Origin of the sequence: Devosia sp. Root105 (assembly GCF_001424865.1) — a bacterium.
Taxonomy (GTDB): domain Bacteria; phylum Pseudomonadota; class Alphaproteobacteria; order Rhizobiales; family Devosiaceae; genus Devosia_A.
The window spans coordinates 200361-227229 of the sequence record NZ_LMCR01000012.1 but is presented as its reverse complement, the minus strand read 5'-3'; the positions used below and the strand labels follow the sequence as shown (position 1 = coordinate 227229).

Genomic DNA, 26869 nt, shown 5'->3' with positions numbered 1-26869 from the left:
CTCAGATGCCGAACCTGCCCATCCACGAAAATCACCTTTCCGGCTGCCTTGGTCTGGGGTGAACGCAGCCGAGCGGTCGTGCGTTTCATCGCAGCGCAGGCAGTTGCCATCTCTTGACAGTTTGGTCGGAGAGGCGCGCCGTGGCTGGTCTGCCGGCGTGCCGGCGGCCCAGGCTCATCCGCCCGTTCGACACATGAAGGGGACTGACATGCCAAACCACACCTACAAGAAGATCGATCTGGTCGGCTCGTCGACGACCTCGATTACCGATGCGATCGAAAGCGCCATTGCCCGGGCGCATCGCACCACGCGCAACCTCGAATGGTTCGAGGTCGCAGAGGTGCGCGGCTCGATCTTCGAAGGCAAGGTCGCGCAGTATCAGGTGGTGATGAAGGTCGGCTTCCGGATCGAGGATCCGAGCTGATCAGGGCCGGACCCACTGGGTCTGGACCACGCCGCGATCGATCAGTTCCATATCGCGGGCCTCGAGACCGGCGCCCGGCAGCACCAGCCTTGGGTGGCCCTTGCTGAAGCAGGGTATGCCGTCGGGCAGCGTCAGCTCGCGAACTTCCGAGAGCACGAAGCGATCGAACAGCGGCAGGAACAGGTCGAACGTGCCGGTGCCGCCGGTGATGGCGATGGTGCCCGAGCCGATGCCGAGTTGCCTGAGGACATCGCCGATCTCCATGCCGTCCGGGTTCCAGAAGTGCGTCAGGAGATCGGCCGGGTCCTGTTCGAGCGTTGCGACCGAGCGCGTCAGCACCAGGCGCTTGCGGCCCGGGTTCGGATGCCGCTCGTGGCCGAGCCGACCGAGGACGACCAGCGCCGCTGCGTCGAGCGCCGCCTGGAAGATGCGCCAGTCTGCTTCGTTGCGGAGGGCCGGCGGCATGCTGCCGTCGGCAGCGGCGATCATGCCATCGACCGAGACGATGGCATGGCCTTCGACGATAACACCGGCGTCGGGAATAGACATGGGGAGCTGGACCTTTCGTCTTGCGCGATTGCTGTGAGACGCCCGCGAAAGCTGGAGACTCTGTTTCTCATACCGATAGCCATGCGCGGCGCGCCTTGCTAGCTATTGGCAGGGCGCGGCAGGTGCCCAGTGGGCGGGAGAGCGCCGATGAAACTGGACCAGTACTGGCGTCTGGGCGCAGCTTGCGCCGTGGCGTTGCTGATATCTGCAGGCTCGGCCCGGGCCGTCTCCGTGCCGTCGGCAGCAGAGGACGGGCTCGGGCACTTCCTCGGCTGTTTCTCGCTGCTGCTCGATTCCGTGGCGCATGCCGAGAACTGCGGCCCCAGCCGGGTGCCGCTGGATTTCATCTCGCTGGGAGCCGGGGGGAGCGGGGATGTCGCCCCGCCGGCCCCGCCCTGTCTCCCCTGTTCCGAGCCACGCGGCCTTGTCGACTTGCCGCCTCTCAGTCCGTACCAGATGGCCATGTTGTCGTATGGGCCGCTCGCAGGACCGCCGAAGCCACGGTGGTGGGAGCTGCTGATGGCCTGCTGTCCCGGCGGCGGCGCCTGACGCCGCCCCATGACCGACACCCTCTCGCCAACCCTGCTGCCCCTGGGCGACCGTGGGCTGCTGATCCGCTTCGCCGAGACGCTTTCCGACGACGCCAATCGGGCTGCCATCGGCTTTGCTGCCCGGGCTGAGGCAGCGGGCGTGCGCGGCGTGGCGGAGGTCGTGCCGAACCTCGTTTCGGTGCTGCTCCGCTATGAACCATCGGCGATCAGCTTCGACGCGCTGGCCGGTGAGGTGCGCCTGCTGGTCTCGGCACCCGGGCAGCCGGCTGCCGCGGACGCCGAGCACCGCGTTGCCGTGCATTTCGACGGCGAGGATCTCTCCGAGGTAGCGGGGTTGGTGCGGCTCTCGGTGGCGGACTTCATCGCCGCTCACAACGCCGCGCCACTGCGCGTACTGGCGACTGGCTTTGCGCCCGGCTTCATCTATTGCGGCATGCATCCCGAGGCGCTGGTGGTGCCGCGACGGGGCGTGGTGCGGCGGCAGGTACAGGCCGGTACGGTGTTGTTCGCCGCCGGGCAGACCGCGATCACCTCGACCGCCATTCCGACCGGCTGGCACGTGATCGGCCACACGGAGTTTCGCAACTTCGACCCGGCCGCCGAGCCCCCGACCACGGTGCGCGCCGGCGACAGCGTAAAGTTCGTGGCATCATGAGCGCCATCCGCATTACGCGCGCCGGGCCCCTGGCGACGCTGCAGGATGCCGGGCGGCCAGGGCTGTTGCGGCACGGCATCAGCGCTTCCGGTCCGATGGATGGCGCGGCGTTCGCGCGGGCGGGCGGCTGGCTTGGCGCGGCGGGGACCACCGCGATCGAGTTCACCACGGCGGGGCTGAGCTTCGTCGCCGAGGGTTCGGTTTCCGTTGCGGTCGATGGCGGGGCGTTCGAACTCAGCATCGATGGCGAAGCGAAGTCATGGCCGGCGAGGGCGCTGCTGGGCGCTGGGTCAGTCGTGGATATCCGGCCCGGTCCGGCCGGGAACTACGGCTATCTGCGGCTCGACCGCGAAATCGAAGTGCCCCTGGTGATGGGTAGCCGGGCGACCAGTTCGATCGCCGGGATCGGTGGCTTTGGTGGGCGGGCTCTGCGGGCTGGCGACCTCCTGCCGCTCGGCGCCACGCTGCCCCGCGGACGGGGCCAGCATCCAACTCCAGCCGAAGTCGCCGACGGCCCGATCCGCATCGTCTGGGGCATCCATGCCGACCGCTTCGACAACGCCATCCGTCAGCGTTTCGTTACTGATGGGTTCGCGGTGTCGTCACAGCTCGATCGCATGGGCGTGCGGCTTGGCGATCCCAGCCAGGTGTTCGCCGACGCCAAAATCCTGTCACTGGTGTCGGATGCGGTGGTGCCGGGCGATATCCAGATCCTCGGTGATGGCACCCCGATCGTGCTGATGCGCGATCACCAGCCGACCGGCGGCTATCCGCGGATCGCGACGGTGGTGACGGCCGATCTCGACCGGTTTGCCCAGCTGCGGCCGGGCAACCAGGTGCGGTTCGTACCGGTGACCGTGCAGCATGCAGAAGGACTGAAGCCGTGAACGAGCTCGATCTCAATGCCGATCTCGGCGAGGGCATGCCGGGGGACGCCGCCTTGTTCGACATCATCTCGTCGGCCTCGATCGCCTGCGGCGGGCATGCGGGGGACGAGACGACAATGCGGCTGGCGCTGCGCGCGGCCAACGCGCGGGGTGTCGCGGTCGGCGCGCATCCGGGCTTTGCCGATCGCGAGCACTTTGGTCGTCGCCGCTTGTTCCTGCCGCCCGAAGAGCTCGACGAGCAGGTGCGGGGGCAGGTGCGCGCCTTGGTCGAGTACGCCGAGGAGGAGGGCGTGCCGGTGCGTTACCTGAAGCTGCACGGCGCCCTGGCCAACATGGCGGCCGAGGAGCCGGCGGTAGCGGCTTTGTGCTTTGCCTCGGTGACCGGCCTGGTGCCGAGCCTGTCGGTGCTGGCGATCGACGACAGCGCCCAGGTCGAGGTGGCAGAGGCACTGGGCTATCCGGTGGTGCGCGAGGCCTATGCCGATCGCGCCTACCAGCCCAACGGGCTGCTCGTGCCGCGGTCGGAGCCCGGCGCGGTGCTGCACGATGCGGGGGCGATTGCCGAACGCGCCGTCCGGCTGGCGCGGGCGGGGGAACTGGTGGCGATCGATGGCTCGGTGATCCGCACCGCGGCGACCTCGCTCTGCATCCACGGCGATACCAACGAGGCGGTGGCGATTGCCCGTGCCGTGCGTGCGGCGCTAGAGGCCGAGGGGATCGCCATCCGCGCGCCTTACTGAGGTTGCGCGGCGGGGCGAGTTGTTCCATATCGGCGGCTCCACCCAAGGAGCTCCCATGACCGCCAAGATCATCGACGGAAAATCCTATGCCGAGGGGCTGCGCACCCGGATTGCCGGCCATGTCGAGCGCCTGAAGCGCGAGCACGGCGTGACACCCGGCCTTGCCGTGGTGATCGTCGGACATGATCCGGGCAGCGAAATTTATGTGAGCCAGAAGGCCAAGCAGACCGTCGAGGTCGGCATGCACTCGGAAAAGTACGAACTGCCTGAGGATGCCTCGGAAGCCGAAGTGCTGGCACTGGTGCAGAACCTCAACGCCGATCCGGCCATTCACGGCATCCTGGTGCAGCTACCGCTGCCCAGGCAGATCGATCCCAACAAGGTGATTGCCACCATCTCGCCCGACAAGGACGTCGACTGCTTCACGCCGGCCAGCGTCGGCAAGCTGCAGATCGGACTGCCGGGGCCGGTGAGCTGTACGCCACTCGGCTGCCTGATGCTGCTGCGCGATACGCTCGGTTCGCTCGAGGGGCTGAACGCGGTGATCGTCGGCCGCTCAAATCTCGTGGGCAAGCCGATGGCCCAGCTGCTGTTGCGTGAGAACTGCACGGTGACGGTGGCGCATTCCAAAACCAAGGACCTCGCCGATGTGGTTCGGCAGGCAGACATCGTGGTTGCCGCGGTCGGCCGCCCGCAGATGATCAAGGGAGACTGGATCAAGCCGGGCGCGACGGTGATCGATGTGGGCATCAATCGGATCCCGGCGCCTGAGCGTGGCGAAGGCAGGACGCGTCTGCTCGGGGACGTCGATTACCCGGCGGCGGCCGAGGTTGCGGGCGCCATTACGCCGGTGCCGGGCGGGGTAGGGCCGATGACCATCGTCTGCCTGCTCGCCAACACGGTGACGACCGCCTCGCTGATCAACGGCATCACGCCGCCGAAGGATTTGACGCCCTAGGACCTCGGGAGCCGGGCTGCTCCCCTCCCCCTTTGAGGGAGGGGCTGGGGGTGGGGGTGGTGAGGTGGCCACGGTGCTGACTTCACCACCCCCTCCCTCAATCCCTCCCCTCCTAGGGACGCGGTAGCGCCCCGGGGGAGGGAGGCGACGACTGAGAGACGCGAGGCTATGTCGGCCTAACGCTTCGCCGCCGCGTAGGCGTCGGCCAGCCGCTTAGGTGCCCGGAACCTCCAGGCATCCTCGAGCCGCAGCGACAGTTCCTCGTCGCCGATCACGTCGAGCCGCACCAACAGGCCCGGCCAGCCCTTGAAGTGGTCGGTCTGCCAGTAGACGTCGGGCGCCATTTCCATCAGCAGTTCCTTCTGCTCGAGCGGGCAGTGCAGCACCATTTCCTGCGGGCCGCGCACCGAGGCGAAGTTCTTGCCTTTGACCTTGATTGAAGGAGCGCCGTAGCTGGTGGACTCCGCCACATCGGGCAGGCCGAGCGCAGAGCACAGGCGCAGCATCCGATCCATCTCGCTCTCCCTCGTTCCGGCCACGGCCATCTCCCTCTGGGCGAAGCAAAAAACAGCGCTCGACTAGCCTTGCAAGTCTGGCGCATCTGCAACCGATTGGCTACACCAGCCTTGAACCCGAAGCGCCTGTCTCCCGGGGTCTCCATGACCAATGAATCCGACATCGCGGAAATCGGGGAAGCCCGGCCCGATCCGAACGCGCTTCGCGGTCCGGACGATCACCTGAATCAGGATTGGATCGAGCGGCTGCGCGCCCACCTCTCGGCGGGCGAAGAGCACGACGTCGCCGAGATGATGGAGCCGCTGCACGCGTCGGACGCGGGCGACGTGCTGGAGGCGCTGGAGCAGGATGAGCGCGTCGCGCTGGTCCAGATGCTGGGCGACAAGTTCGACTATCTGGCGCTCACCGAGGTCGACGACAACGTCCGTACCGACCTGATCGAAGAGCTGCCGGCCGAGGACGTGGCGCGCGGCGTCGCGACGCTCGACAACGACGACGCCGTCTACATCCTCGAGGATATGGACGCCGGCGACCGCGAGGAAATCCTCGCGCAACTGCCGGCCTTCGAACGGCTGAGCCTCAAGCGCAGCCTCGATTTCCCTGAGGATTCCGCCGGCCGGCGGATGCAGACCGATTTTATCGCCATCCCGCCATTCTGGACCGTCGGCCAGACCATCGACTACCTCAGGGTGGAAAAGGAGCTGCCGGACGAGTTCTACCAGCTCTACGTCGTCGACCCCGGTTACCGGGTGCTGGGCACCATCCCACTCGACAAGTTCCTGCGTTCGAAGCGGCAGGTGCGCATCGAGAACCTGATGAACCACGATGTTCTCACCGTGGAAGCGACCGAGGACCAGGAAGAGGCGGCGCGCGACTTCGAGCGCTATGACCTCGTGGAAGTCGGCGTGGTCGATGAGAACAAGCGGCTGGTTGGGGTGCTGACCGTCGACGACATCGTCGACGTCATCCATGAAGAGGCAACCGAAGACATCAAGCTGCTCGGCGGCGTCGGCGACGAAGAGCTGTCGGACAACGTGCTGTCGACGGTGCGGAGCCGCGCGCCCTGGCTGGTGGTGAACCTCTTCACCGCCATGCTGGCCTCGTTCGTGATCAGCCTGTTCAACGCCACCATCGAGCAGATGGTGGCGCTGGCGGCGCTGATGCCCATCGTCGCCTCGATGGGCGGCAATGCCGGCACGCAGACCATGACCGTGACGGTGCGGGCGCTCGCCACCCGTGACCTCGACCGGGGCAGGGTGCGCCGCCTCATCGTCCGTGAGGTGACCGGCGGCTTCCTCAATGGCTGCATCTTCGCGGTGCTGATCGGCGCCATCACCTGGCTCCGCTACGCCAATCTGAGTCTCGGGATGGTCATCGGCTTAGCCATGATCATCAACATGATCGCCGCCGGCAGCGCTGGAATTTTGATCCCGCTGACCCTCAACAGGCTGAAGGTCGACCCGGCAATCGCCTCCTCGGTGTTCGTCACCACCGTCACCGATGTGATTGGATTCTTCGCGTTTTTGGGTTTGGCCGGGCTGTGGTTCGGGCTGTTCTGAAGCGCTTTCCACAGGGATACTCGACCTATCCACTGTGGCTTTCCCGCCACTTCCCAACCACGCCCTTGCCGAGTTAACGAATCATTACTGTCGCAATTTCGTCACCAAGTGTGGTTGCGGCAGCCCGTGAACGGCAAAAAGGAGCTTTGATGCGAGGCCAATCAAAGACCGAATGGTGGCGTTCAGCCTTACCGACAGTGTCCTGGACACTCGTCTGTTTGCTGGCCATGTCACTCGTGTTCACTATCGTTGCCGGCGCCTAGGACGGGGTGCAACTGGACCTGAAGGTCCTTCGATAGTACAGAATTTTGGAAGGGCGCCGGGCCACTCGGCGCCCTTCCGCTTTTGAGGCCGACCGATGAAACTGATCTTTGCCAACCGCAATTACTCGAGCTGGTCGCTGCGCGCCTGGCTGGTGCTCCGCCACTTCGGCATCTCGTTCGATGAGGAACTGGTGCTGCTCAACGGCGAGGGCTGGCAGCAGAACCTGCGCAAGAAATCGCCCAGCGGCAAAGTGCCGGTGCTGGTCGATGGCGACGTGGTGCTGCCCGAGACCACGGCGATCATCGAGTACCTCAACGACAAGTATCCGGCCAAGGGTATCTGGCCGTCCAACCGCGTCGAGCGGGCCTACGCGCGCTCAGCCGCGGCCGAGATGCATGGCGGCTTCAACGCCCTGCGCGACGCGGCGCCGATGAACCTCCGGGCCTCGCATCCGGGCAAGGTCGATTTCGACGTCGTGGCCGATGACCTGAAGCGCATCGAGCGGATCTGGGGTGACCTGCTGTCGCGTTCCGGCGGCCCCTACCTGTTCGGCTCGTTCAACGCCGCCGACGCCATGTTTGCGCCGGTGGCGACGCGCATCCGCACCTACGAGCTGCCGGTGAGCGACCTGGCGCAGGAATATGTCGAGGCGATCTACGCCCTGCCGGCCTTCCAGGAATGGTTCGCCGAGGCGGTGAAAGAGCCGTGGGTGGTCGAGCACGACGAAATCGACATCATCCTCGCCAGGCGGGATGCGGCCGGCACCGCATGATGCACATGATCAAGCTCTGCGTCGGTGTTGCGACGCTGGAGGAGCTCGAGTCCTATCGCAGCGAGCGGGCCCACTGGTGGGGCGCCGATTACGGCGAGGACGTGCACGTCCACCGCACCCGCACCATGCCCAAGCGCAAGGACGAGATGGAGGGGCAGGGCTCGATCTACTGGGTGATCTCGGGCGTCGTGCGCTGCCGCCAGCCGATCCTGCGACTCGCTGAAGCGGTCGATGAGCAGGGGCTCAAGTGCTGCGACATCATCATGGCGCCGGACATGGTTCGCACCATCCCGCGGCCGAAGTCGCCGTTCCAGGGCTGGCGCTACCTTGACCCCAGGGATGCACCCGCCGATATCGGCAAAGGCGGTTTCGAGGAGGAAGGCTCGCTCGAACTCGCTGAAGAGCTGGCGAAACTAGGACTGATCTGATGCAGAGCACAGCGATCAAGGGCGTCAATGTTGGCTTCTACGAAGGGCCGGTGATTGCCGCAGAGGTGGACAGCAACGATGTGATCGGCTCGACCTATGGGCTGGGCATCGACCTGATTGCCATCCCGGTGGAACACCTGGTGGACGATTTCTTCTGGCTGAGCAGCGGGCTCGCCGGCGCGGTGCTGCAGAAGTTCCAACAATACGGTTTTCGCGTTGCCATCCTCGGCGACATCTCGCGCTTCACCGCCGAAAGCCCGTCGCTGCGCGACTTCATCTATGAGAGCAACCGGCGCGGACAGGTGATGTTCCTCGCCGACCGGGCAGCGCTGGAAGCGCGGCTTTAGGGTGACGTTGCGTGCCTGTCATCGCCCGGTGCTGAAACACCCCCTTGAACGGGGTGGGTGTCTCATCAATAGTCCGCTCGGGCGAACACATACCGAATCCCGAAATCGCGTCGCTTCGGGCTACTGGAGCGGCAGGGGAGACTGATGGGCAGGACAGGCACGCACGTCATTGTCGTCGGCAATGAGAAGGGCGGCTCCGGCAAGTCGACCACGGCGTTCCATCTTGCCGTTTTCCTGATGTATCAGGGCTTCCGCGTCGCCTCGATCGACGTCGACAGCCGCCAGCAGACACTGACCCACTATGTACGCAACCGCCGCAACTGGGCCCAGGCGCACGATCTGAAGCTGCCGCACGCCACGCATTTCCATCTGCCGCTGTCGAAGTCGGATTCGGTCAAGGAGAACCAGCGCGTCGAGTTCGACCTGTTCCGGCAGGCGATCATCGAGGTCGAAGGTGAGGCGGATTTCCTGATCGTCGATACGCCCGGCTTCGATACCCATCTGACCCGGCTGGCGCACTCGCTGGCCGATACGCTGATCACCCCGCTCAACGACTCGATCATCGACCTCGACGTGATGGCGCATGTGGACCCGGTGACCGGCGACCCGCGCGAGATGAGCCATTATGCGCGGCTGGTGCAGCGGGCGCGCACCGAGCGGCTGTCGATCGACGGGCGCACCATCGACTGGGTGATCGTGCGCAACCGCATCTCGATGCTGCCGTCGCGCTCGACCAAGATCGTCCAGGGGGCGATCGAGAAGATCGCGGTGCGGCTCGGCTGCCGCGTGGCCGAGGGCATCGCCGAACGGGTGATCTTCCGCTCGCTGTTCCCGACCGGCATGACGGTGTTCGATCCGCTGGATGCGGAAATGCTGGGCGGGCTGCCGTCGATGTCGCATCTCAGTGCCCGGCAGGAATACCGGGCACTGGTTGAGGCGCTGAGACTGCCGGTAAGCGAGCGTGCGAAAGCCCGCATCGAAGGCGAGAAGGCGCTGGCGGCGACGGCCGGCGCGCCGGCCAATTTCGAGCACATGGCCGGCGAGTAAACTCAGGATCGGCGGGGCAGGGTCACCGTCACGGCGCGGCCGCCGGCCGGCGCGAACACATCGAGTTCGATCTCGACATGCGGCATCAGCATGCGGCGGGTGCGGGCGCTCAGCGCCATCACCACGCCGAGCAGATCGCCGACGCCGCGGCGCTTCAGGCCGGGGTTGAACCGCGTCACCATGGCATTGACCGCCTGCCTGCGGACAACGGCATCTTCGGACGCAAGGGCCGACTGCCCTACAAATCGGGCGAGTTCGGTGAGGCTAGACGTATCGCTCATTTGGGCTACTCCAACACAGGCCACAAATTCGCTTCCCTGGGGCGGCTGCTTTTCGCGTCTTAGGACTGCATCGCGAGGCAGCTCATCTTGGCTTTCTTCAGCTCATTGCACACACCGGCCGCGGCATCGCGGTCGTTGAAACCGCCGAAGCGGGCGCGGAAGAACACTTGTCCGTTCTTCTCGAACCGTTCGACATAGGAGCGGGCTGCGCCAAGGTTACCGAGCTTGGACGAAGCGTCGCTGATCAGGGAATTGGCACCGCCCTCGGTCGGCGCAGCGCCGATCTGGACGATCCAGCCACCGCTGACTTCCTGCGGAACCTCGGCCACCTCAGCAACCGCGAGCGGTGCCGGAGCGGGCTGGTCTTCGATGATATCGGGCGCGGTGTCGCCAATGCCGCCTGAGGTCATCAGGTCGATCGGCTGGCCTTCTTCGCCGATGCCGACCGGTGGCAGCAGCGGAGCGGACGGCGCGGTCTGGCCGAGCGGGGCGGGAGCCGCGCCGAGCGAGAAGGTGTCGCTGAGCCACGCGCCGATCACATCGAGCGGACGCTCCTGCTGCGGCGCGATGCTGGCAATGGTCGGCCGGCTGGCGAGCGTATTGGCGGCCTGCACGGCTTCATCGAAGCCGAGGTCTGCCGGCCGCGCCTCCGGCAGCGGGGCGGCTTCGCCGATCGAGGCGACCACGATGTCGTCGGATTGCTGCGCCGCTTCGATCGGCTGCAGCTTGGCGGTGACGCTGACCGTGCCACCGCCGATGCGGAAGGACGGGTAGGGGGCCGGCATCACCGGCACCGGATCGGTGGAGGCAACCATCACGGTCGCACCCTTGCGGCCCGGCTGCGGGATCATGGCGACGTCGAGATAGCCACCGCTGCGGCTCTTGGGCAGGTACTTCTTGACCAGCTCGCGCACCTTGGCGTCGCGAGCGCCGCTCGAGTCGAAACCGAAGCCGGCAACCACGATGTGGTGGCCGTCGGCGCGGGCCGCGGTCAGAAGGTTGAAGCCGGACGCATTGGTGTAGCCGGTTTTGATGCCGTCAACGCCGTTCGAACCGAGCAGGCGGTTGTGGTTGCCGTAGGTGCGCTTGCCGTACGAGAAGCTCCGGGTCTGGAAATACTCGTAGTAGTTGGGGAAGTGCTGGTAGACGGCGATGCCAAGGATGGCCTGGTCGGCAACGGTGGTGACCTGGCCCTTGTCAGGCAGGCCCGAAGCGTTGCGGTAAGTGGTGTTCGACATGCCCAGCGCCTTGGCGGTCGAGGTCATGCGCTTGGCGAACGCGCTCTCGGAGCCGGAGATGTTCTCGGCGATGACGCGGGCGATGTCGTTGGCGGAGATGGTGACGATCGCCTTGATGGCGTTCTCGACGGTGATGGTCGAACCGGCCTTGAGCCCAAGCTTGGTCGGCACCGCCTGCGCGGCGTATTTGGACACCGTGAACTTGGTCTTCAACGTAATGTTACCGGCCTCCAGTTCCTGGAACAGGACGTAGAGGGTCATCACCTTGGTGACGGAGGCGGGATAGCGCGCGGCGTTGGCCGAGCTTTCGTAGAGGATCTTGCCGGACTTGGCGTCGACCACGATGCCCGCGAACTTGCGTGGCACAGTCGCCGCTTCAGCTGCCGAGATCATCGGCACCAGCAGTGCCAAGGTCAGCGCGAATGCCGCGACGATACGCCCGAACAGCGCGCGCGAATGGGAAAAATGCTTCTGCGAAAGCACCCGGTACTCCAACTACTCTCGGGCGCAAACGCCGCCCGTACTCAACGCCTCGAGAACCTGTGGCCGACCCTCCCCAAATGAGACCAGCCACGTTCCCTGTTACCCACCACCTTAGGGAGCCGGTCTTACCATTCCGTAAAATGCGATGGATTTCGGGCACTTGGTTAAGAGCCACCGAACACGGCGACCTGCTCCAAAGTTTAGGTAGTTCGGCACTTAACAGGCAGGGAGTTTTGCCTACATAATGGCCTCACCATGCTGCTTCGAACCGATCTCCCCCAGACCCGAGCCATGCGTGCAGCCATCGAACTGACGCTCCCGACCACTGGTGCATCCAAGGTGCCACCGCGCGGGGCAGACGATGACCGCAAGAGCGGCAAGGGCGATGGGGGAAGCAAGAACGATACGGCGACCATCACGAAGCCGAAGACCAAGAGCAAACGGCCCAGCCTCTATCGGGTGCTGCTGCTCAACGACGATTACACTCCGATGGAGTTCGTCGTCCTGGTGCTGCAGGATGTGTTCAACAAGACCCGCGAAGAGGCCATGCGCATCATGCTTCACGTCCACAACCAGGGCGTCGGCGAATGCGGTGTGTACCCCTTCGAGGTGGCCGAAACCAAGGTCACCAGGGTGATGGACGCGGCCCGCAAGAACCAGCACCCACTTCAGTGCGTGATGGAAAAGCAATAGGAACCGACATATGCCCTCTTTCTCCCGCGGACTTGAGAAGGCCCTCCATCAGGCGATGAACCTGGCGCGCGAGCGGGCGCATGAGTTCGCCACGCTCGAGCACCTGCTGCTGGCGCTGACCGACGACCGCGACACCATCGCGGTGCTGACCGGCTGCGATGTCGATATCGAAGCGCTGAAGTCGGACCTCGAGGATTTCATCAACGAGGAGCTCGACAGCCTCGTGGTGCCCAATGGGCAGGATGCGCGGCCGACCGCGGCGTTCCAGCGCGTCATCCAGCGCGCCGTGATCCATGTGCAGTCGTCCGGCAAGGAAGAGGTTACGGGCGCCAACGTGCTCGTCGCCATCTTCGCCGAGCGCGAGAGCCATGCCGCCTACTTCCTCGAGCAGCAGGACATGACGCGGCTCGACGCAGTCAACTTCATCTCGCACGGCATCACCAAGTCGGGGCCGAGCGAGGAGCGTCGGGTGCGTGGCGCCGAGACTCCGGCCGGGAACGGGCAGGGCGAGGAAGGCGAACGTGCCGGCAACGGCCAGAGCTCGGCGCTTGCCGATTTCTGCGTCAACCTCAACGAGAAGGCCCGGGCCGGCAAGATCGATCCGCTGATCGGCCGCGACAGCGAGCTGCGCCGGACCATCCAGATCCTCTGCCGCCGCTCCAAGAACAACCCGCTCTATGTCGGTGACGCCGGCGTGGGCAAGACCGCCATTGCCGAGGGCCTGGCTCGCAAGATCATCGAGGGCGACGTGCCCGAAGTGCTGCGCGAAGCGGTAATCTATGCGCTCGACATGGGGTCGCTGTTGGCCGGCACCCGCTATCGCGGCGACTTCGAAGAGCGGCTGAAGGCCGTGATGAAGGAGCTCGAGAAGCACCCGGACGCGATCCTGTTCATCGACGAGATCCACACCGTGATCGGCGCCGGCGCAACTTCGGGCGGCGCGCTCGATGCCTCGAACCTGCTGAAGCCGGCTCTGGCTTCGGGCAATATCCGCTGCATCGGCTCGACCACCTACAAGGAATACCGGCAGTTCTTCGAGAAGGACCGGGCGCTGGTCCGCCGCTTCCAGAAGATCGACGTCGCCGAGCCGACCATCCCGGATGCGATCGAGATCGTGAAGGGCCTGCGGCCGTATTTCGAGGACTACCACAAGCTGAAGTACACCGACGAGGCGCTGAAGGCCGCCGTCGAACTGAGCGCACGCTACATCAATGATAGGAAGCTCCCCGACAAGGCGATCGATGTGATCGACGAGACCGGCGCCAGCCAGATGCTGCTGACCCCGGAGAACCGCAAGCAGACCATCGACGTCGCCGATATCGAGCAGACCATCGCCACGATGGCCCGCATTCCGCCCAAGTCGGTGTCGAAGTCGGATTCGGAGCTCCTCGCCAACCTCGAGAGCAATCTCAAGACCGTGGTGTTCGGCCAGGATCAGGCGCTCACCGCGCTCTCTTCGGCGATTAAGCTGGCCCGTGCGGGCCTGCGCGAACCGGAAAAGCCGATCGGCTCCTACCTGTTCACCGGCCCAACCGGTGTCGGCAAGACCGAGGTGGCCAAGCAACTGGCGGATACGCTGGGCGTGGAGCTGCTGCGCTTCGACATGTCCGAGTACATGGAGCGGCACACCGTGTCGCGGCTGATCGGCGCCCCTCCGGGCTATGTCGGTTTCGACCAGGGGGGCCTCCTCACCGATGGCGTGGACCAGCATCCGCATAGCGTGGTGCTGCTCGACGAGATCGAGAAGGCCCATCCGGACCTGTTCAACATCCTGTTGCAGGTGATGGACCATGGCAAGCTGACGGACCACAACGGCAAGTCGGTCGACTTCCGCAACGTGATCCTGATCATGACGTCGAACGTCGGCGCCATGGAGCTGCAGAAGTCGCCGATCGGCTTTGGTCGCAAGCGCGAGCAGGGTGACGACGAGGAAGCGGTGAACCGGATGTTCACGCCGGAATTCCGCAACCGCCTCGATGCCATCATCTCGTTCGGCCCGCTGCCGCCGGCAGTCGTCCGTCGGGTGGTCGAGAAGTTCGTGCTGCAGCTCGAAGGCCAGCTGGCCGAGCGTGGCGTGACTATCGAGCTGACCCCGGAAGCGGCCGAGTGGCTGGCGATCCGCGGCTATGACGAGCGCATGGGCGCCCGCCCGCTGGGCCGCGTGATCCAGGAGCATGTCAAGAAGCCGCTGGCCGACCAGGTACTGTTCGGCGAGCTGCAGAACGGCGGTTCGGTCACCGTGGCCGTTGTTGGCGTCGGCACCGAGGCCAAGCTCGAGCTGATCGCGGTTCCGCCGCGGCCGGCCCGGCCCAAGGCCATCGCTGCGCCCAAGGCCAAGAAGGCCAAGGCCGCTGCCGACAAGCCGGCAGAAGAGAAAAGCTGAGATCCCATGCAGGGTCTATGCAAGGCCGGGAGCGATCCCGGCCTTTTTCTTTAGGTGACGATCGAGGGAGGAATGAGTGGCACTTGAGGGCAAGACCATTGCAATAACTGGCGCGGCGCGTGGCCTCGGGGCCGCGCTGGCCATCGTCGCCGCAGACCGGGGGATGATCCCGTTGCTGCTGGGGCGTAACGCTGCCGGCATCGGCGCCGTCGCCGATGCGATCGAGCAGCGGACGGGCAAGCGGCCGGATGCCTTCGTCTGCGACCTGGCGGACCCGTTGTCGCTGACCGGCGCGGCGAGCAAGATCGCCACGGTGCATCCCGAACTCGACATCCTCGTCAATTCCGGCTCGCAATGGGTGGGCGGCGCCTACCAGGCGATGACCGATGCGCAGATCGCCGCCGTCGTCGACTCGACGGTGACGGGCACGATGGCGCTGACGCGGCGCCTGCTGCCGCTGCTGCTGAAGCGGCCCGAGGCCGACATCCATACCGTCGTGTCGATGAGCGGGCTGCCCTATGCGCGGATGCGCGGCTCATCGGTGCCGTTCGTCGCCGCCAAGCACGCCCAGAACGGCTTCGTCCAGGCGCTGACCGAGGAGATGGCAGGCACCAGCGTGCGCGTCACCTCGGTCTATCCCGGCCATATCGAGGACACCTCGCCGCTCGAGGAGAACTGGGATCAGCTGCGCGGTGTCGAGGACGCCTTGAGCGACAAGGATGTGGTCGAGTCGATCCTGTTCGTCCTCGGCCAGCCGCGCAACGTCGCGATCCGTTCGCTGGTGATCGAGCGGGCTCGGACCGAGTTCCTGAGCTAGAGCGTGCGCTACGCCGGTGCGATGACCTCGGGAGCGCTGCGGCGCGCGATTTCCGCATGCGCGGCGCCGATCGCGGCCTCCACGGTGCGCTCGTAGAGCACCGTGGGCCCGCTGACACCATGCGTAGTGAGGGATTTCCGTACCGCGGGGGTCGCGCCGGAGATCAGCAGCACGACGTGATGACGCGCCGCCTTGCGCGCGATGCCCCCCATGGTGTTGGCGGCGGTCGAGTCGATGAACGGCACGGCTGAGAAATCGACGACGAAGGCACGGTGCTGGTCGGCGATGCGTTCGAGCACCGAGCCCACGGTCGCCGCCGCGCCGAAGAAGAAGGCACCGGTAATGCGGTAGACGGCGACATCGGGGTCCGTGGCGATGGCGGGGTCGTAGGGTAGGCGCGTGGCGCCGGCGGCGTCGGCCTGATCCTCGGGAACCGGCGGGGCGTGCACTTCGACTCCGGCATGCTGAGCCATCCGGTGAATGAACAGCAGTGCTCCCAGCGCGAAGCCGATGACGATGCCCTCGGTGAGGCCACGGAATACCGTGAGCCCGAACGTCGCCAGCAGCACTACCGCGTCGCCCGGCGAGGTGCGGAGCAGGGTCGCGAAGGCGGTTTTTTCGGCCATGTTCCAGGCAACGACCACCAGCACCCCGGCGAGGGCCGCGAGCGGGATGAAGCTCGCAAGCGGGGCGGCCACCAGCATGAACAGCACGATGAACACCGAGTGGAACATGCCGGCCAGCGGGCTGCGAGCGCCGGAGCGCACATTGGTCGCGGTGCGAGCTACCGTGCCGGTGGCGCAGATGCCGCCGAACAGGGCCGAGCCGACATTGGCGATACCCTGCGCCACCAGTTCCATATTGGAACGATGCCGCCGGCCGGTCATGCCATCGGCGACCATGGCGGAGAGCAGCGACTCGATGGCGCCAAGCAGGGCGAAGGCGACGGCATCGGGAAGAACCGCCTGGACCTTGTCGAGCGAGAACGGCGGCAGCGCGGGGCTAGGCAGAGTGCTCGGAATACCACCGAAACGCGTGCCGATGGTTTCAACCGGCAGCTGCAGCAGCGCGCCGGCAAGCGAGGCCGCAATCACGGCGATGAGGATGCCCGGCCAGTGCGGGCGCCAGCGCCGCAGCCCTATGATGACGCCGACGGCGAGCGCGGCGATGCCGAGGGCGGTCGGGTTGGTGGTCCCGATGGCCGCCGCCAGTGTTGCAAGTTTGGGAAGGATATCCGCCGGATCGGCGCCCGGCAGCGTCAGGCCGAGCAGATCGTGGATCTGGCCCACGAACAGGATCACCGCGATTCCGGAGATGAAGCCGACTGTCACCGGGTAGGGGATGAACTTGATGTAGCTGCCGAGGCGGAACACTCCCATCAACAGCAGGAACATTCCGGACATGATCGTCGCGAGCAGCAGTCCGTCGAGCCCGTGGCGACTGATGGTGGAGGCGACCAGCACCGTGAAGGCCGCCGCCGGTCCGCCGATCTGAAAGCGGCTGCCGCCCAGCGCCGAGATCAGGAAGCCTCCGACGGCAGCGGTGAACAGTCCGCGCTCGGGCGTCGTCCCCGAGGCGATGGCGATGGCCATGGACAGGGGCAGTGCGACGATGGCGACGGTGAGCCCGGCGAGGATATCAGCCCTGAGGTCGGCGAGCCCATAGCCCTCGCGCAGCACGGTGATCAGCTTGGGGGTGAAAAGCTCGGTGAGGGCGGGCGACGCGGCACGTGAGGCGGGGGCAGAACTGGCCATCGGATCATTCGCCTTTCGCGAACAAGCGCGGCAATCATCGGTGGCAAGGGCCGTGATCGCCCAAATGATGTCTGGAGTTCAGTCGGTCTTCGGCGTCGGTCGTCGGAGGCGCACGCCGCGGCCACCCGTATCGCTGCGGGCGTTGTCGCCGATCAAATCGACGCCGGCCTCGTTCAGGGCCTCGATCACTCTGGTGAGGGTTTCGACGATGCCGCGCACGGTGCCGTCGCTTGCTTCCATGCGCTGGATAGTGGGCAGCGATACTCCGGCCATATCGGCCAGGGTCTTCTGGTCGATGCCGAGCAGGGCGCGGGCGGCCCGCAATTGAGCGGCGGTCATCATCGGTGCTAACGCCTGGACGAGGAAGTCTAGCGCAGAATGTCGACGAACTGATGTGCTGCACATCACTATTGGGATTTCTAGCAGCTTCGCCGGGAGTCGAAAAGCCGGGCGACTAGCGCGGCGCCCGCACCACATAGGCGCATAGGAAGGCGAGGTAGATCGCCCCGGGCACGATCAGCGCCCCAACCTGCCACTGTCCATAGGCAAAGGCCCCGATGGACGCGCCGAGCAGCAGCGCCAGCCAGACCAGCAGGTGCTGCAGCCAGCGCAGCGGCGGGGCTTCGCGGCGGACGGCGCGCGCCAGGTCCTGCCCCACCGCGAATAGAGTGCCGGTGACGAAGGTGGCACCCAGCCTGGCCGCCCCGGTTTGCGGAAGTGCAGCGTTCTGCGCGCCGGCGGCAGTGGCGAGCGCCAGCATGGCCTGGGCGGCGGAGAACCCGTTGGCGTGCAGCACCAGGGTCGCCAGCAGGCCGGCAATGACGAGCGCCAACACGCCGATGCGGCCCCGCCGCTGGCCGATCCCCGAGATCAGGCTGCCAAAGAAGCTGCCGACCACGAACATCACGATGAGCCCGGCAGGCAGTGCCAGCGCAGGGCCGAACTCGGCGAGGCCGGCGCCGAGCTGCGTGGTGTTGCCGCTCATGAACGAGGTGTAAAAGCCGCCCAGCTCAATGAAGCCGACGACGTCAATCATGCCGGCAGCGGCGGTGAGCAGCAGACCGAGGCTGAGCTGCGGAGCCGGCGTCACGTCAGGCGAGGGCGGCTGCGATGGCCTTGGCCTGCGCGGCGAGCTCGGCGTCATCCGCCTTGCCCTGGCCGTGGCGGCCGATCTCGACCCCCTCGTAGACCGGGATGACATGGAAGTGCAGGTGGAACACCGACTGCCCGGCCGGCGCTTCGTTGAACTGCATGATGCGGATGCCGTCGGGGTTCAGTGCCTTCTGCGCCGCTCTCGCAACGCGCTGCACTTGCGGCATAGTGCGGGCGAGGACAGCCGGATCGGCATCGAGCAGGTTACGCGACGCCGCCTTGGGGATGATCAGCACATGGCCCTTGGACTGCGGGAAGACGTCCATCATGACCAGCACGTCCGCATCTTCGTAGACCTTGTGGGACGGGATCTCGCCCTTGATGATCTTATTGAAGATGTTGCTCGGGTCGTAGGCGGTCACGAGGCGGTCTCCATCACATCGTCGCTGTCGTAGAGGTTCCCGGGATAGGTCTCGATCGTTTCTTCGACGATGTCCGCGGCGAGCCCGGTGCCGTCCTCGAGCACGAGGCGATCGCGCAGTTCGGTCGCTGCAATCTCGAACGTGGCGTCGGTGGCCAGTTCCTCGAGCGCCGAAGCGAGGATCCCCGGGGTGAGTTTCCTGAGGCGAACCGGGGCAGGGCCGCAGCCCAGCTCGTAGACCCGGCGGCCCCAGTAGGGCTGGTCGAAGAAATGCGGCACCACGAAGGTCGGCCGGCCGGCATAAAGGCCGGCATAGGTGGTGCCGGCGCCGCCATGGTGCACCAGCGCTTTCATCAGCGGGAACAGCTTGGTGTGGGGCGCCTTGTCGATGGTGTAGACCGTATCGGGCAGGTCCTCGGCCTTGATGCCGCCCCAGCCCTTGCCGACCACGGCCCGGCCGCCCCATTCCCTCAGAGCCTTGGTGATGATCTCGGTGTTGCGCGCCGCGCCCCACGGCATCGAGCCGAAGCCCAGATAGATCGGCGCTTCGCCGGCATCGAGGAATTTGCGGAACGAGGCATCCGGCTCCCAGCCGGTGATGTCGTCGAGCCGCCAGAAGCCAGTGACGGTGGTGGTCTCCGGCCAGTCGCCGGGGCGCGGGGAGATCACCGGAGAATAGGCGTGCAGCGCCGGGATCGGCTCGCCACGGGCGTTCTTGGAGAAGCCCGAGCGCTTGCGGCTGCGGAGGCCGAGCAGCTTGGCGCGCATCCGGTCGCGCGGGAAATCGTAGTAGCTCTGGTGCGCCGCCTGCACCACGTAGCTCAGCCGGTTGAACAGCGGATCGAGGCTGATGCGGTTGAACAATGGCTCGGGCGGTGGGCCGTCATAGCCGAAATACGGGAACTCGCCGGTCGGGTTGATCGGCTGGAACGCGGTCATGATCGCCGGAATATCCAGCGCTTCGGCGACGTCGACGGCGAAATTGGTGGTCTGGTGGAAGATGATGGCGTCGACATCCTGGGCGGTGGCCCAGAGGTGCCGGCAGGCTTCCTTCATGATCTTCTGGCCGTCGCGCAGCAGTTTTGGCGCGTAGAGCAGCGAGTTCTTCGACATGACGTTGTCGAACTGGCTCTGCCGCATGAAGGCCTGGATGTCGCTGCCCAGCGTCGCGAACTCGACGCCATGACCGGTCACGAACCCCTCGAAGTCGCTGGTGGCGCACAGCACCACCGAGTGACCGCGCTTTTTCAGCGCCAGTGCAAGCGCGACGAAGGGTTGTACGTCCCCCATCGTCCCAATCGCGGCTATGGCGATGCGCTTGCTCATTCGGTCTCCAGGGCCTCGGGAGGAGGCGGCCGTCATATCTATCGAGAGTATGGTCTGGCTGAGGCAGGAAAATACCGCGTCAGACCCGAGCCCGTCCAGTGTGGTGCCTTCGAACCACAGTGCCGGGCCGGGCGCAACTCACACCTAATGCGGGTCCCCATGTCTGAATGGCGTATAGCGTTCGAGCTGTTCCTGTTCGCGCGCCACCGAGGCGCGTTCCTGCGCCACGAACCGGGCGACGGCATCACGAAGGCCGGGGTGGCCGATCCAGTGCACCGAGCGGGTAGTTGCAGGCGCATAGCCGCGCGCCAGCTTGTGTTCGCCCTGCGCGCCGGCCTCGACCACCGGCAGCTTGTGCGCGATGGCGTAGTCGATGGCCTGGTAGTAGCAGAGCTCGAAATGCAGGAACGGCACATTGCGCGTGGCGCCCCAGTAGCGGCCGTAGAGCCGGTCGTGCCCGATCATCGAGAAGGTGCCGGCGATCGGCTCATCGCCGTCATAGGCGAACATCAGCAGGACGCGGTCGGCCATCGCCTCTGAGAGCAGGGAAAAGAAGCGGCGGTTGAGGTAAGGGCGGCCCCATTTGCGGCTGCCAGTATCCTGGTAGAACTCAAAGAACTGATCCCAGACTGTCTCGGTGAGGTCGGAGCCGGTGAGCCACTTGACCGTCAGCCCATCGGCCTCCAGCGCATCGCGGCGCTCTCGACGGGTAACCTTGCGGTGACGCGATGACAGCGTGCCGAGGAAATCCTCAAAGCTCGAGAAACCGTCATTGTGCCAGTGGTACTGGGTGTCGTGGCGCACCAGCCAGCCGGAGGCACGGGCGAGGTCGGCCTCGGCCTCGCTGACGAAAGTGGCGTGCACCGAGGAGATGTTGTTGCGGGTGGCGAGCGTCTCTGCGGTGCGGATCACTGCGGTCCGGCTGGCGTCGTCCCTGGCGAGGAAACGCGGGCCGGTGACCGGGGTAAACGGCACCGCGCATTGCAGCTTCGGGTAATACTCGCCGCCGGCGCGCTGGAACGCATCGGCCCAGCCATGGTCGAAGACGTATTCGCCCTGCGAGTGCGACTTGAGATAGAGCGGCATGGCGCCGACCGGCGTGCCGGCGCTGTCGCTCAGCAACAGGTGCTGCGGCTGCCAGCCGGTGCGATTGGAAGCCGAGCCGGATTGCTCGAGGGCCAGGAGGAACCGGTGATCGAGGAACGGGTTGTCGACCACCCCGTCATGCGCAGGCGCCAAGGCGTTCCACACCGCCGCGGGGATCTCTGCGATGGAGCTGAGCACGTCGGCGCTGAGCGTTTCGTCAGGCACTTGGTGGATCGAACCCCTCGAATACAATCTGGTCGGCCTTGCCGAGCACGGCGAGCGCCGCGGCTGGCGATTTGACGGTCCAGGCGGTGACCGGCATGCCGAACGAACGGAACAGCTTCACTGCTGGCAGTTCGAGCGACTTGTCGCGGCAGGAGATGAAATCGAAGCGGCTGACCGGCCAGTGCAGCAGATGGCGCAGCATGAACTTGGTTGCGTCGCTGAGGTGCTGGTCCCATTCCGGTTCGTCATAGGCATAGGTGACGATGCCGACCGGCATGGTGGCGCCGCGCTTTTTCACCTCGATGATGAGCTTGGGATCGAACGACTCCAGTGTCACCGGCCCACGATAGCCCTTAAGTGCATCCATCACCGTCTGCGCCAGCACTTCGGTAGCGGCCTGGTTGGGCTGCTGCTTCAGTTCGATCTGCAGCAGCACCCGGCCATTGATCTGGGCAAGGAACGCGTCGAACCGCTGCGGGGTATCGCCGGCGGCGCTGTCGAGCAGGGTGTAGGTCGAGAGCTCGGCCATGGTCCGCGCGCCGACCGGACCGGCAACGCCGGTCAGGCGGTCAAGATCGTCGTCATGAAAGATCATTGGGATGCCGTCGCGGCTCAGCTGGACATCGCACTCGATCGCGTAGCCGCCCTCGATCGCCGCCGCGAAGGCGCTCGCGGTGTTCTCGATAATGCCGCGACCGCGGTCGTGCAGACCGCGGTGGGCAATGGGACGATCGAAGTTAGGTTTGGCGCACATGCTCTAGCCGTCATATGGGGTGGAAGCAGCGCCGCCGCTAGCAGCCCCGCATGACACTTTCGCGTCGCCCGTACCTCATCCCTCGACTTCGATGATGCCTTCGACTTCCACTGCGGCGCCAAGCGGCAGGGCGGCCATGCCGACGGCGGAGCGGGCATGCTTGCCCTTGTCGCCCAGTACGCCGACGATGAGGTTGGAGGCGCCATTGGCGACGAGGTGGTGTTCGGCGAATTCGGGGGTGGAAGCGACGAACACGGTGAGCTTCAGCACACGCTTGACCTTGCTGAGGTCGACGCCTGCCGAGTGAACGATCTGGCTGAGGAAATTGACCGCCGCAAGTTCGGCGGCGTTGCCGCCCTGGACGACGTTCATAGTGTCGCCGAGCAGGCCCGTCACCACGCCATCAGCGCCCGAGGAGATCTGACCCGACACGTAGATGATATTGCCCGTCCGGGTGATCGGCACATAGGTGGCGACCGGCGCTTTCGGCTGCGGCAGCTCGTAGCCATATTCGCGGAGCTTATCGAGGGGGCTGGTCATCCTGGTTCTCTTCGTCTTTGTCTGCGTTGCGGGCGGCGCGAGCCTTCACCCGGTCGTATAGCTTGCCGCGGATCACCGCGTCCCGGCCGAAGCGATCGCGTACACGATCAATGGCCCGCTCGGCCGCGGCGCGTCGGGCGATTCCCGGCTCGATCAGGTCGACTGGATCGATGCCGTCAGCCTCCGAGATGCCGCTGACGCCAATCCCGATCAGCCGGAATGCCGTCCCGTCGATCTCGCGAGCGAGAAGCTGCATGCCGGTCTCGTAGAGCACGTTGGCAAGCTGTGTCGGGATCATCAATTGCCGGGCCCGGGTGCGCAAGCGAAAACCTGCCGACTTGAGCTTGAGCGTAACCGTGTCGCCGAGGATCGACTTGGCTTTGAGCCGCTCCGAGAGCCGCTCGCAAAGCGCCAGCAGCTCGGTGGAGAGGTCCTCGAATGTCCTGAGGTCGGTGTTGAAGGTGGTCTCGGCGGAGACAGTCTTCATCTGGTCGTCGGTAGAGATGGTCCGCGCGTCCTCGCCGCGCGCCAGCCGGGAGAGCCGGGCGCCGGAATCGCCGTAGCGGCGCATCAACTGTTCGGGCGGCGTCGCCTGCAACTGCCCGATGGTCTCAAAACCATCCTTGCGCAGCGTCTCGGCAAACACCTTGCCGACGCCATAGATCAGCGTCACCGGCTGCGGCGCGAGGAACGCCACGGTCTCGGCTTTGCCGATCACCGCAAAGCCGCGCGGCTTGTCGAGGTCGGAGGCAACCTTGGCGAGGAACTTGTTGTGGCTGAGCCCCACCGAGATGGTGACGCCGATCTCCGCTTCGACGCGTTTGGCGAAGCGGGCGAGCACCACGGCGGGCTTGGCCTTGTGCAGCGCCTCGGTGCCGGAGAGATCGAGGAAAGCCTCGTCGATCGACAGTGGTTCGACCAGCGGCGTCAGCTGGTCCATCAGGGTGCGGATCTCGCGGCTGACCGCCACGTACTTCGCCATGTTGGGCGGGATGATCACCGCGTGTGGGCAGAGCTCCTTGGCCCTGAACATCGGCATGGCGGAACGCACACCGTATTGCCGGGCGATGTAGCAGCAGGTGGAGACGACGCCGCGCACGCCGCCGCCGATGATCAGCGGCTTGTCGACCAGGCTCGGGTCATCGCGCTTCTCGATCGAGGCATAGAAGGCGTCGCAGTCGACATGCGCGATGCTGAGCGCGCCCAGTTCGTCATGCGCCCTGATTCTGGGCGATCCGCACGTGCGGCAGCGGGTAGGGGCCTCAAAGGCCTCCACCGTCGCCGAACAGTCGCGGCAGATCGCCAGCATCGCCTCATCCCGCCGGGTTGAGCCGGGCCCAGACGCGCATGAAGTCGTCCGGCTTGAAGCTGTTATTGGCGCACAGCGTGAGCAGCAGCGCCTCATTGGCGGCGAAATAGTCGATCAGCCCACGATCGAGCCCGTCGCCGCCGGCGGCCCTGCGCAACGCGTCGGGGGAGTAGCCCGTCATGGTCATGAACTCGGCCAATTGCGCCGGGTTCTCGGCGAGCTGGTGGAGGCAGAGATCGCCCAGGCTGCGGGAGGTGAGTTCGAGGGTTTTGGGCAAGGGCAGGGTCTCGGCAAGGGCTCGGGAGGTAATCGGATTGATGTTACCCCGAACTTCGGGCAGAACACGAGGGCCCGCCGGCCCCGTTCAGGGTGGATTTGAGTCCCGTATGCCCAAGACCGTCATGATCGTCGAAGACAATGAGCTCAACATGAAGCTCTTTAACGATCTGCTTGAATCGCGTGGATATTCCATCATCCAGACCCGCAATGGCCTGGAGGCGCTGGATCTTGCCCGGGCGCATCGCCCCGACCTGATTCTGATGGATATCCAGCTGCCGGAGGTCTCCGGGCTGGTGGTCACCAAGTGGCTCAAGGAAGACGACGAGCTGATGTCGATCCCCGTCATCGCCGTAACCGCCTTCGCCATGAAGGGCGATGAGGAACGAATCCTCCAGGGCGGATGCGAAGGCTACATCTCTAAACCCATCTCCGTACCTCACTTTTTGGAAACCATTGCCCGCTACATTGGACCTGCCAACTAGGCTTTGCCCTATATGGCGTTCGGGCAGATTTCCTCAAATCGCGGGGCCTGAGGTCTTTGACGGCGCGGGTGCTGATCGTCGACGATATTCCAACCAATGTCCGCCTGCTCGAGGCGCGGCTTTCGGCTGAGTATTTCGACGTGGTTACGGCAGCTTCCGGCAAGGAAGCGTTGGCGATCTGCGCCGAGGGCGAGATCGACATCATCCTGCTCGACGTGATGATGCCTGAGATGGATGGCTTCGAGGTCTGCGCGCGGCTGAAGGCCGATCGCCGCACCAGCCACATCCCGGTGCTGATGGTGACGGCGCTCGACCAGCCCTCCGACCGGGTGCGTGGGCTCGAGGCCGGCGCCGACGATTTTCTGACCAAGCCGGTCGATGACGTACAGCTGATGGCGCGGGTGAAGAGCCTGGTGCGCCTCAAGGCCTTGACCGACGAGCTGCGCGCCCGCGCGCGCACCGGCCAGGAGATCGCCATCGAGGACGCCATGCGCGCCATGGATTCGATCGATCACAATGACGGCCGCATCCTGTTGGTCGATCCCGACCTGCGCCATGCCGAGCGCATCCGTGGCTACCTCGAGGCGCATAACCGCGTCGATATCCTCGCCAACCCTGCTGATGCTGTGCTGGCCGTGAGCGGCGGCGACTACGAGCTGGCGCTAGTGTCGATGGCGCTGGGGGATTTCGACCCGCTGCGGGTCTGCTCGCAGATGCGGACCGCCGAGCAGACGCGCACCCTGCCGATCATCCTGATCGCCGAAGAGGACGACCGACCGCGGGTGGTCCGCGGCCTCGACCTCGGCGTCAACGACTTCATCATGCGCCCGGTCGAGCGCAACGAGTTGATGGCGCGGGTACGCACCCAGATCCGTCGCCAGCGTTATGCCGTCGAACTGCGCCAGAGCGTCAACAATACTCTGGCGCTGGCGGTGACCGATGAACTTACCGGGCTCTACAACCGGCGCTACTTCGAGCGGCATTTGTCGATCCTGTTGCAGAAGGCGCAACAGCAGGGCCGCGACATGGCGGTGATGCTGATCGACATGGACTACTTCAAGGACGTCAACGACACGCACGGCCATGATACCGGCGATGCAGTGCTGCGCGAGTTCGCGGACCGCCTGCGCCGCAACATTCGCGGTGTCGACCTCGCCTGCCGATTCGGCGGCGAGGAGTTCGTGGTGCTGATGCCCGACACCGACACACGGCAGGCCCAGAGCGTGGCCGAACGGGTGCGCGGCGCCGTGGCAGAGCGGGGCTTCGAGGCCGGCAACGGCCGGCCGCTGCCGGTCACGGTGTCGGTCGGCATGGCGCTCAACGAGCACGAAACTGATACCCCGGAGCTGCTGCTGAAGCGCGCTGACGTGGCCCTCTATCGCGCCAAGCGCGAGGGGCGAAATCGGGTCGTCGTCGACGCCGCCTAGTTGCGATCAGCGCAATGGCGGAATATTAAGGTTAAGGATTAGTAACGTTGTGGAGCGGCTACTTGCTCTGACGCCGGAAAGGGTTAAGTTGGACCCATAGAAATAACGCCGACACTTTCGGTGTCAGCAGTCACCCCTACGGTTCTCCTCAGGTCCGCCGCAACTCCTGGGTCCGTAGGGAGGCTGGTTCGCAGCGGGCAAGAGTGGCCTCTTCGACATGCCGCCGCGGACCAGCCGCTTCTTCAGACGCCCGTCCCGTATACCGGGGCGGGCGTTTTGCGTTCGTGATGTCCATCACGAACTTCTTCGTACGGTCGCGCACGAACTTCGTGAGGGCCCTAACGAAAAGCCCGCGCTCAACGAGCGCGGGCTTTGAAAGCGGCAGGAAGGGCCAGATTATTTGATCTTGGCTTCCTTGAACTCGACGTGCTTGCGCACGACCGGGTCGTACTTCTTGAACGAGAGCTTCTCGGTCTGGGTACGCGAGTTCTTCTTGGTGACGTAGTAGAAGCCGGTGTCGGCAGTCGACACGAGCTTGATCTTGAGGGATACGGCTTTGGCCATGGTCACATTCCTTGAAAC

The 26869-nt window shown here is 65.4% G+C and carries 31 protein-coding genes; 16 read left to right on the top strand and 15 right to left on the bottom strand.

What is annotated here, in order from left to right; all coding sequences use genetic code 11:
* Positions 1-208 precede the first annotated feature (208 nt).
* Positions 209-424, top strand: a complete 216-nt coding sequence (locus tag ASC68_RS09775; RefSeq protein ID WP_055878254.1) for a dodecin — start codon at positions 209-211, stop codon at positions 422-424.
* Here the strand turns inward: ASC68_RS09775 and ASC68_RS09770 are convergent, their stop codons facing one another.
* On the bottom strand, positions 425-973 hold the full coding sequence (locus tag ASC68_RS09770; RefSeq protein ID WP_055878252.1) for a hypothetical protein: 549 nt from the start codon (positions 971-973) through the stop codon (positions 425-427).
* Between the two features lie 147 nt (positions 974-1120).
* On the opposite strand from ASC68_RS09770, the gene ASC68_RS09765 reads away from it, so the two are divergent.
* Genes ASC68_RS09765 through ASC68_RS09745 form a run of 5 tightly spaced genes read left to right on the top strand, consistent with a single transcriptional unit; the run spans position 1121 to position 4764 of the window.
* Positions 1121-1522, top strand: a complete 402-nt coding sequence (locus ASC68_RS09765) for a hypothetical protein (protein ID WP_055878250.1) — start codon at positions 1121-1123, stop codon at positions 1520-1522.
* A 9-nt stretch (positions 1523-1531) separates the two neighbouring features.
* Entirely contained in the window at positions 1532-2179 is a 648-nt protein-coding gene (locus ASC68_RS09760; RefSeq protein WP_055878248.1) for a carboxyltransferase domain-containing protein, read from the top strand.
* Entirely contained in the window at positions 2176-3066 is an 891-nt protein-coding gene (locus tag ASC68_RS09755; RefSeq protein WP_055878246.1) for a biotin-dependent carboxyltransferase family protein, read from the top strand. Before ASC68_RS09760 ends, ASC68_RS09755 begins: the two co-directional genes overlap by 4 nt.
* The gene (locus ASC68_RS09750; RefSeq protein WP_248310518.1) at positions 3063-3806 is read left to right on the top strand and encodes a 5-oxoprolinase subunit PxpA; all 744 of its coding nucleotides are present in this window, start codon (positions 3063-3065) and stop codon (positions 3804-3806) included. Before ASC68_RS09755 ends, ASC68_RS09750 begins: the two co-directional genes overlap by 4 nt.
* A 55-nt stretch (positions 3807-3861) precedes the next feature.
* Positions 3862-4764 (top strand): bifunctional methylenetetrahydrofolate dehydrogenase/methenyltetrahydrofolate cyclohydrolase, encoded by a 903-nt coding sequence (locus tag ASC68_RS09745; RefSeq protein WP_055878245.1) that lies wholly within the window; start codon positions 3862-3864, stop codon positions 4762-4764.
* A 176-nt stretch (positions 4765-4940) separates the two neighbouring features.
* Here ASC68_RS09745 and ASC68_RS09740 read toward each other — a convergent pair whose 3' ends face one another.
* A complete protein-coding gene (locus tag ASC68_RS09740) occupies positions 4941-5303 on the bottom strand; it encodes an MmcQ/YjbR family DNA-binding protein (RefSeq protein ID WP_055879788.1) in 363 nt (120 codons plus the stop codon).
* A gap of 120 nt (positions 5304-5423) precedes the next feature.
* Here ASC68_RS09740 and mgtE point away from each other — a divergent pair, with 120 nt between their 5' ends.
* The 5 genes from mgtE to ASC68_RS09715 all read left to right on the top strand — a co-directional run bounded on the left by mgtE (position 5424) and on the right by ASC68_RS09715 (position 9697).
* Positions 5424-6839 carry a magnesium transporter gene (gene mgtE / locus ASC68_RS09735; RefSeq protein ID WP_055878243.1) on the top strand — a complete coding sequence of 472 codons (1416 nt, stop codon included), beginning with the start codon at positions 5424-5426 and terminating at the stop codon, positions 6837-6839.
* Positions 6840-7197: 358 nt separating this feature from the next.
* Positions 7198-7875, top strand: coding sequence for a glutathione S-transferase family protein (locus tag ASC68_RS09730; protein WP_055878241.1), 678 nt, complete (start codon positions 7198-7200; stop codon positions 7873-7875).
* Positions 7872-8303 (top strand): DUF1489 domain-containing protein, encoded by a 432-nt coding sequence (locus ASC68_RS09725; protein ID WP_248310517.1) that lies wholly within the window; start codon positions 7872-7874, stop codon positions 8301-8303. Before ASC68_RS09730 ends, ASC68_RS09725 begins: the two co-directional genes overlap by 4 nt.
* Positions 8303-8650: a DUF4180 domain-containing protein gene (locus ASC68_RS09720; protein WP_055878240.1), complete on the top strand. Its 348-nt coding sequence runs from the start codon at positions 8303-8305 to the stop codon at positions 8648-8650. The genes ASC68_RS09725 and ASC68_RS09720 overlap by 1 nt, the downstream gene beginning before the upstream one ends.
* A gap of 144 nt (positions 8651-8794) precedes the next feature.
* Positions 8795-9697, top strand: coding sequence for a division plane positioning ATPase MipZ (locus ASC68_RS09715; protein WP_055878238.1), 903 nt, complete (start codon positions 8795-8797; stop codon positions 9695-9697).
* 2 nt (positions 9698-9699) lie between these two features.
* Here the strand turns inward: ASC68_RS09715 and ASC68_RS09710 are convergent, their stop codons facing one another.
* Together ASC68_RS09710 and ASC68_RS09705 are read right to left on the bottom strand one after the other, a co-directional pair.
* The gene (locus ASC68_RS09710) at positions 9700-9978 is read right to left on the bottom strand and encodes a hypothetical protein (RefSeq protein WP_055878237.1); all 279 of its coding nucleotides are present in this window, start codon (positions 9976-9978) and stop codon (positions 9700-9702) included.
* A gap of 59 nt (positions 9979-10037) precedes the next feature.
* Positions 10038-11699: an SPOR domain-containing protein gene (locus tag ASC68_RS09705; RefSeq protein WP_055878235.1), complete on the bottom strand. Its 1662-nt coding sequence runs from the start codon at positions 11697-11699 to the stop codon at positions 10038-10040.
* 291 nt (positions 11700-11990) lie between these two features.
* On the opposite strand from ASC68_RS09705, the gene clpS reads away from it, so the two are divergent.
* The 3 genes from clpS to ASC68_RS09690 all read left to right on the top strand — a co-directional run bounded on the left by clpS (position 11991) and on the right by ASC68_RS09690 (position 15592).
* Positions 11991-12392, top strand: a complete 402-nt coding sequence (gene clpS, locus ASC68_RS09700; RefSeq protein WP_082528039.1) for an ATP-dependent Clp protease adapter ClpS — start codon at positions 11991-11993, stop codon at positions 12390-12392.
* Positions 12393-12402: 10 nt separating this feature from the next.
* On the top strand, positions 12403-14775 hold the full coding sequence (clpA, locus tag ASC68_RS09695) for an ATP-dependent Clp protease ATP-binding subunit ClpA (RefSeq protein WP_055878233.1): 2373 nt from the start codon (positions 12403-12405) through the stop codon (positions 14773-14775).
* A 76-nt stretch (positions 14776-14851) separates the two neighbouring features.
* Positions 14852-15592 (top strand): SDR family NAD(P)-dependent oxidoreductase, encoded by a 741-nt coding sequence (locus tag ASC68_RS09690; RefSeq protein WP_055878232.1) that lies wholly within the window; start codon positions 14852-14854, stop codon positions 15590-15592.
* An 8-nt stretch (positions 15593-15600) separates the two neighbouring features.
* Here the strand turns inward: ASC68_RS09690 and ASC68_RS09685 are convergent, their stop codons facing one another.
* The 10 genes from ASC68_RS09685 to ASC68_RS09640 all read right to left on the bottom strand — a co-directional run bounded on the left by ASC68_RS09685 (position 15601) and on the right by ASC68_RS09640 (position 24376).
* Positions 15601-17346 (bottom strand): SulP family inorganic anion transporter, encoded by a 1746-nt coding sequence (locus ASC68_RS09685; protein ID WP_055878230.1) that lies wholly within the window; start codon positions 17344-17346, stop codon positions 15601-15603.
* 78 nt (positions 17347-17424) lie between these two features.
* Positions 17425-17688 carry a helix-turn-helix domain-containing protein gene (locus tag ASC68_RS09680; RefSeq protein ID WP_055878228.1) on the bottom strand — a complete coding sequence of 88 codons (264 nt, stop codon included), beginning with the start codon at positions 17686-17688 and terminating at the stop codon, positions 17425-17427.
* A gap of 112 nt (positions 17689-17800) precedes the next feature.
* A complete protein-coding gene (locus tag ASC68_RS09675; protein WP_055878226.1) occupies positions 17801-18436 on the bottom strand; it encodes a DUF1275 family protein in 636 nt (211 codons plus the stop codon).
* 1 nt (position 18437) lies between these two features.
* Positions 18438-18860: an HIT family protein gene (locus ASC68_RS28625; protein ID WP_055878225.1), complete on the bottom strand. Its 423-nt coding sequence runs from the start codon at positions 18858-18860 to the stop codon at positions 18438-18440.
* Positions 18857-20185, bottom strand: a complete 1329-nt coding sequence (locus tag ASC68_RS09665) for a glycosyltransferase (RefSeq protein WP_055878223.1) — start codon at positions 20183-20185, stop codon at positions 18857-18859. Before ASC68_RS09665 ends, ASC68_RS28625 begins: the two co-directional genes overlap by 4 nt.
* 144 nt (positions 20186-20329) lie before the next feature.
* On the bottom strand, positions 20330-21448 hold the full coding sequence (locus ASC68_RS09660) for a GNAT family N-acetyltransferase (RefSeq protein WP_248310538.1): 1119 nt from the start codon (positions 21446-21448) through the stop codon (positions 20330-20332).
* A gap of 40 nt (positions 21449-21488) precedes the next feature.
* Positions 21489-22250 carry a glycerophosphodiester phosphodiesterase family protein gene (locus tag ASC68_RS09655; RefSeq protein WP_055878222.1) on the bottom strand — a complete coding sequence of 254 codons (762 nt, stop codon included), beginning with the start codon at positions 22248-22250 and terminating at the stop codon, positions 21489-21491.
* 75 nt (positions 22251-22325) lie between these two features.
* Positions 22326-22790, bottom strand: coding sequence for a RidA family protein (locus tag ASC68_RS09650; RefSeq protein ID WP_055878220.1), 465 nt, complete (start codon positions 22788-22790; stop codon positions 22326-22328).
* Positions 22771-24099: a DNA polymerase IV gene (locus ASC68_RS09645; RefSeq protein WP_055878218.1), complete on the bottom strand. Its 1329-nt coding sequence runs from the start codon at positions 24097-24099 to the stop codon at positions 22771-22773. The genes ASC68_RS09650 and ASC68_RS09645 overlap by 20 nt, the downstream gene beginning before the upstream one ends.
* Positions 24100-24103: 4 nt before the next feature.
* Positions 24104-24376: a DUF3572 family protein gene (locus ASC68_RS09640; protein ID WP_055878217.1), complete on the bottom strand. Its 273-nt coding sequence runs from the start codon at positions 24374-24376 to the stop codon at positions 24104-24106.
* Between the two features lie 109 nt (positions 24377-24485).
* Between ASC68_RS09640 and ASC68_RS09635 the strand changes: the two genes are divergently transcribed.
* Both ASC68_RS09635 and ASC68_RS09630 read left to right on the top strand, forming a co-directional pair.
* Positions 24486-24860, top strand: a complete 375-nt coding sequence (locus ASC68_RS09635) for a response regulator (RefSeq protein ID WP_055878215.1) — start codon at positions 24486-24488, stop codon at positions 24858-24860.
* A 56-nt stretch (positions 24861-24916) separates the two neighbouring features.
* Positions 24917-26287 carry a PleD family two-component system response regulator gene (locus ASC68_RS09630; RefSeq protein WP_055878213.1) on the top strand — a complete coding sequence of 457 codons (1371 nt, stop codon included), beginning with the start codon at positions 24917-24919 and terminating at the stop codon, positions 26285-26287.
* A 396-nt stretch (positions 26288-26683) separates the two neighbouring features.
* Here the strand turns inward: ASC68_RS09630 and rpmG are convergent, their stop codons facing one another.
* Positions 26684-26851, bottom strand: a complete 168-nt coding sequence (gene rpmG, locus ASC68_RS09625; protein ID WP_055048921.1) for a 50S ribosomal protein L33 — start codon at positions 26849-26851, stop codon at positions 26684-26686.
* Positions 26852-26869: the final 18 nt, after the last annotated feature.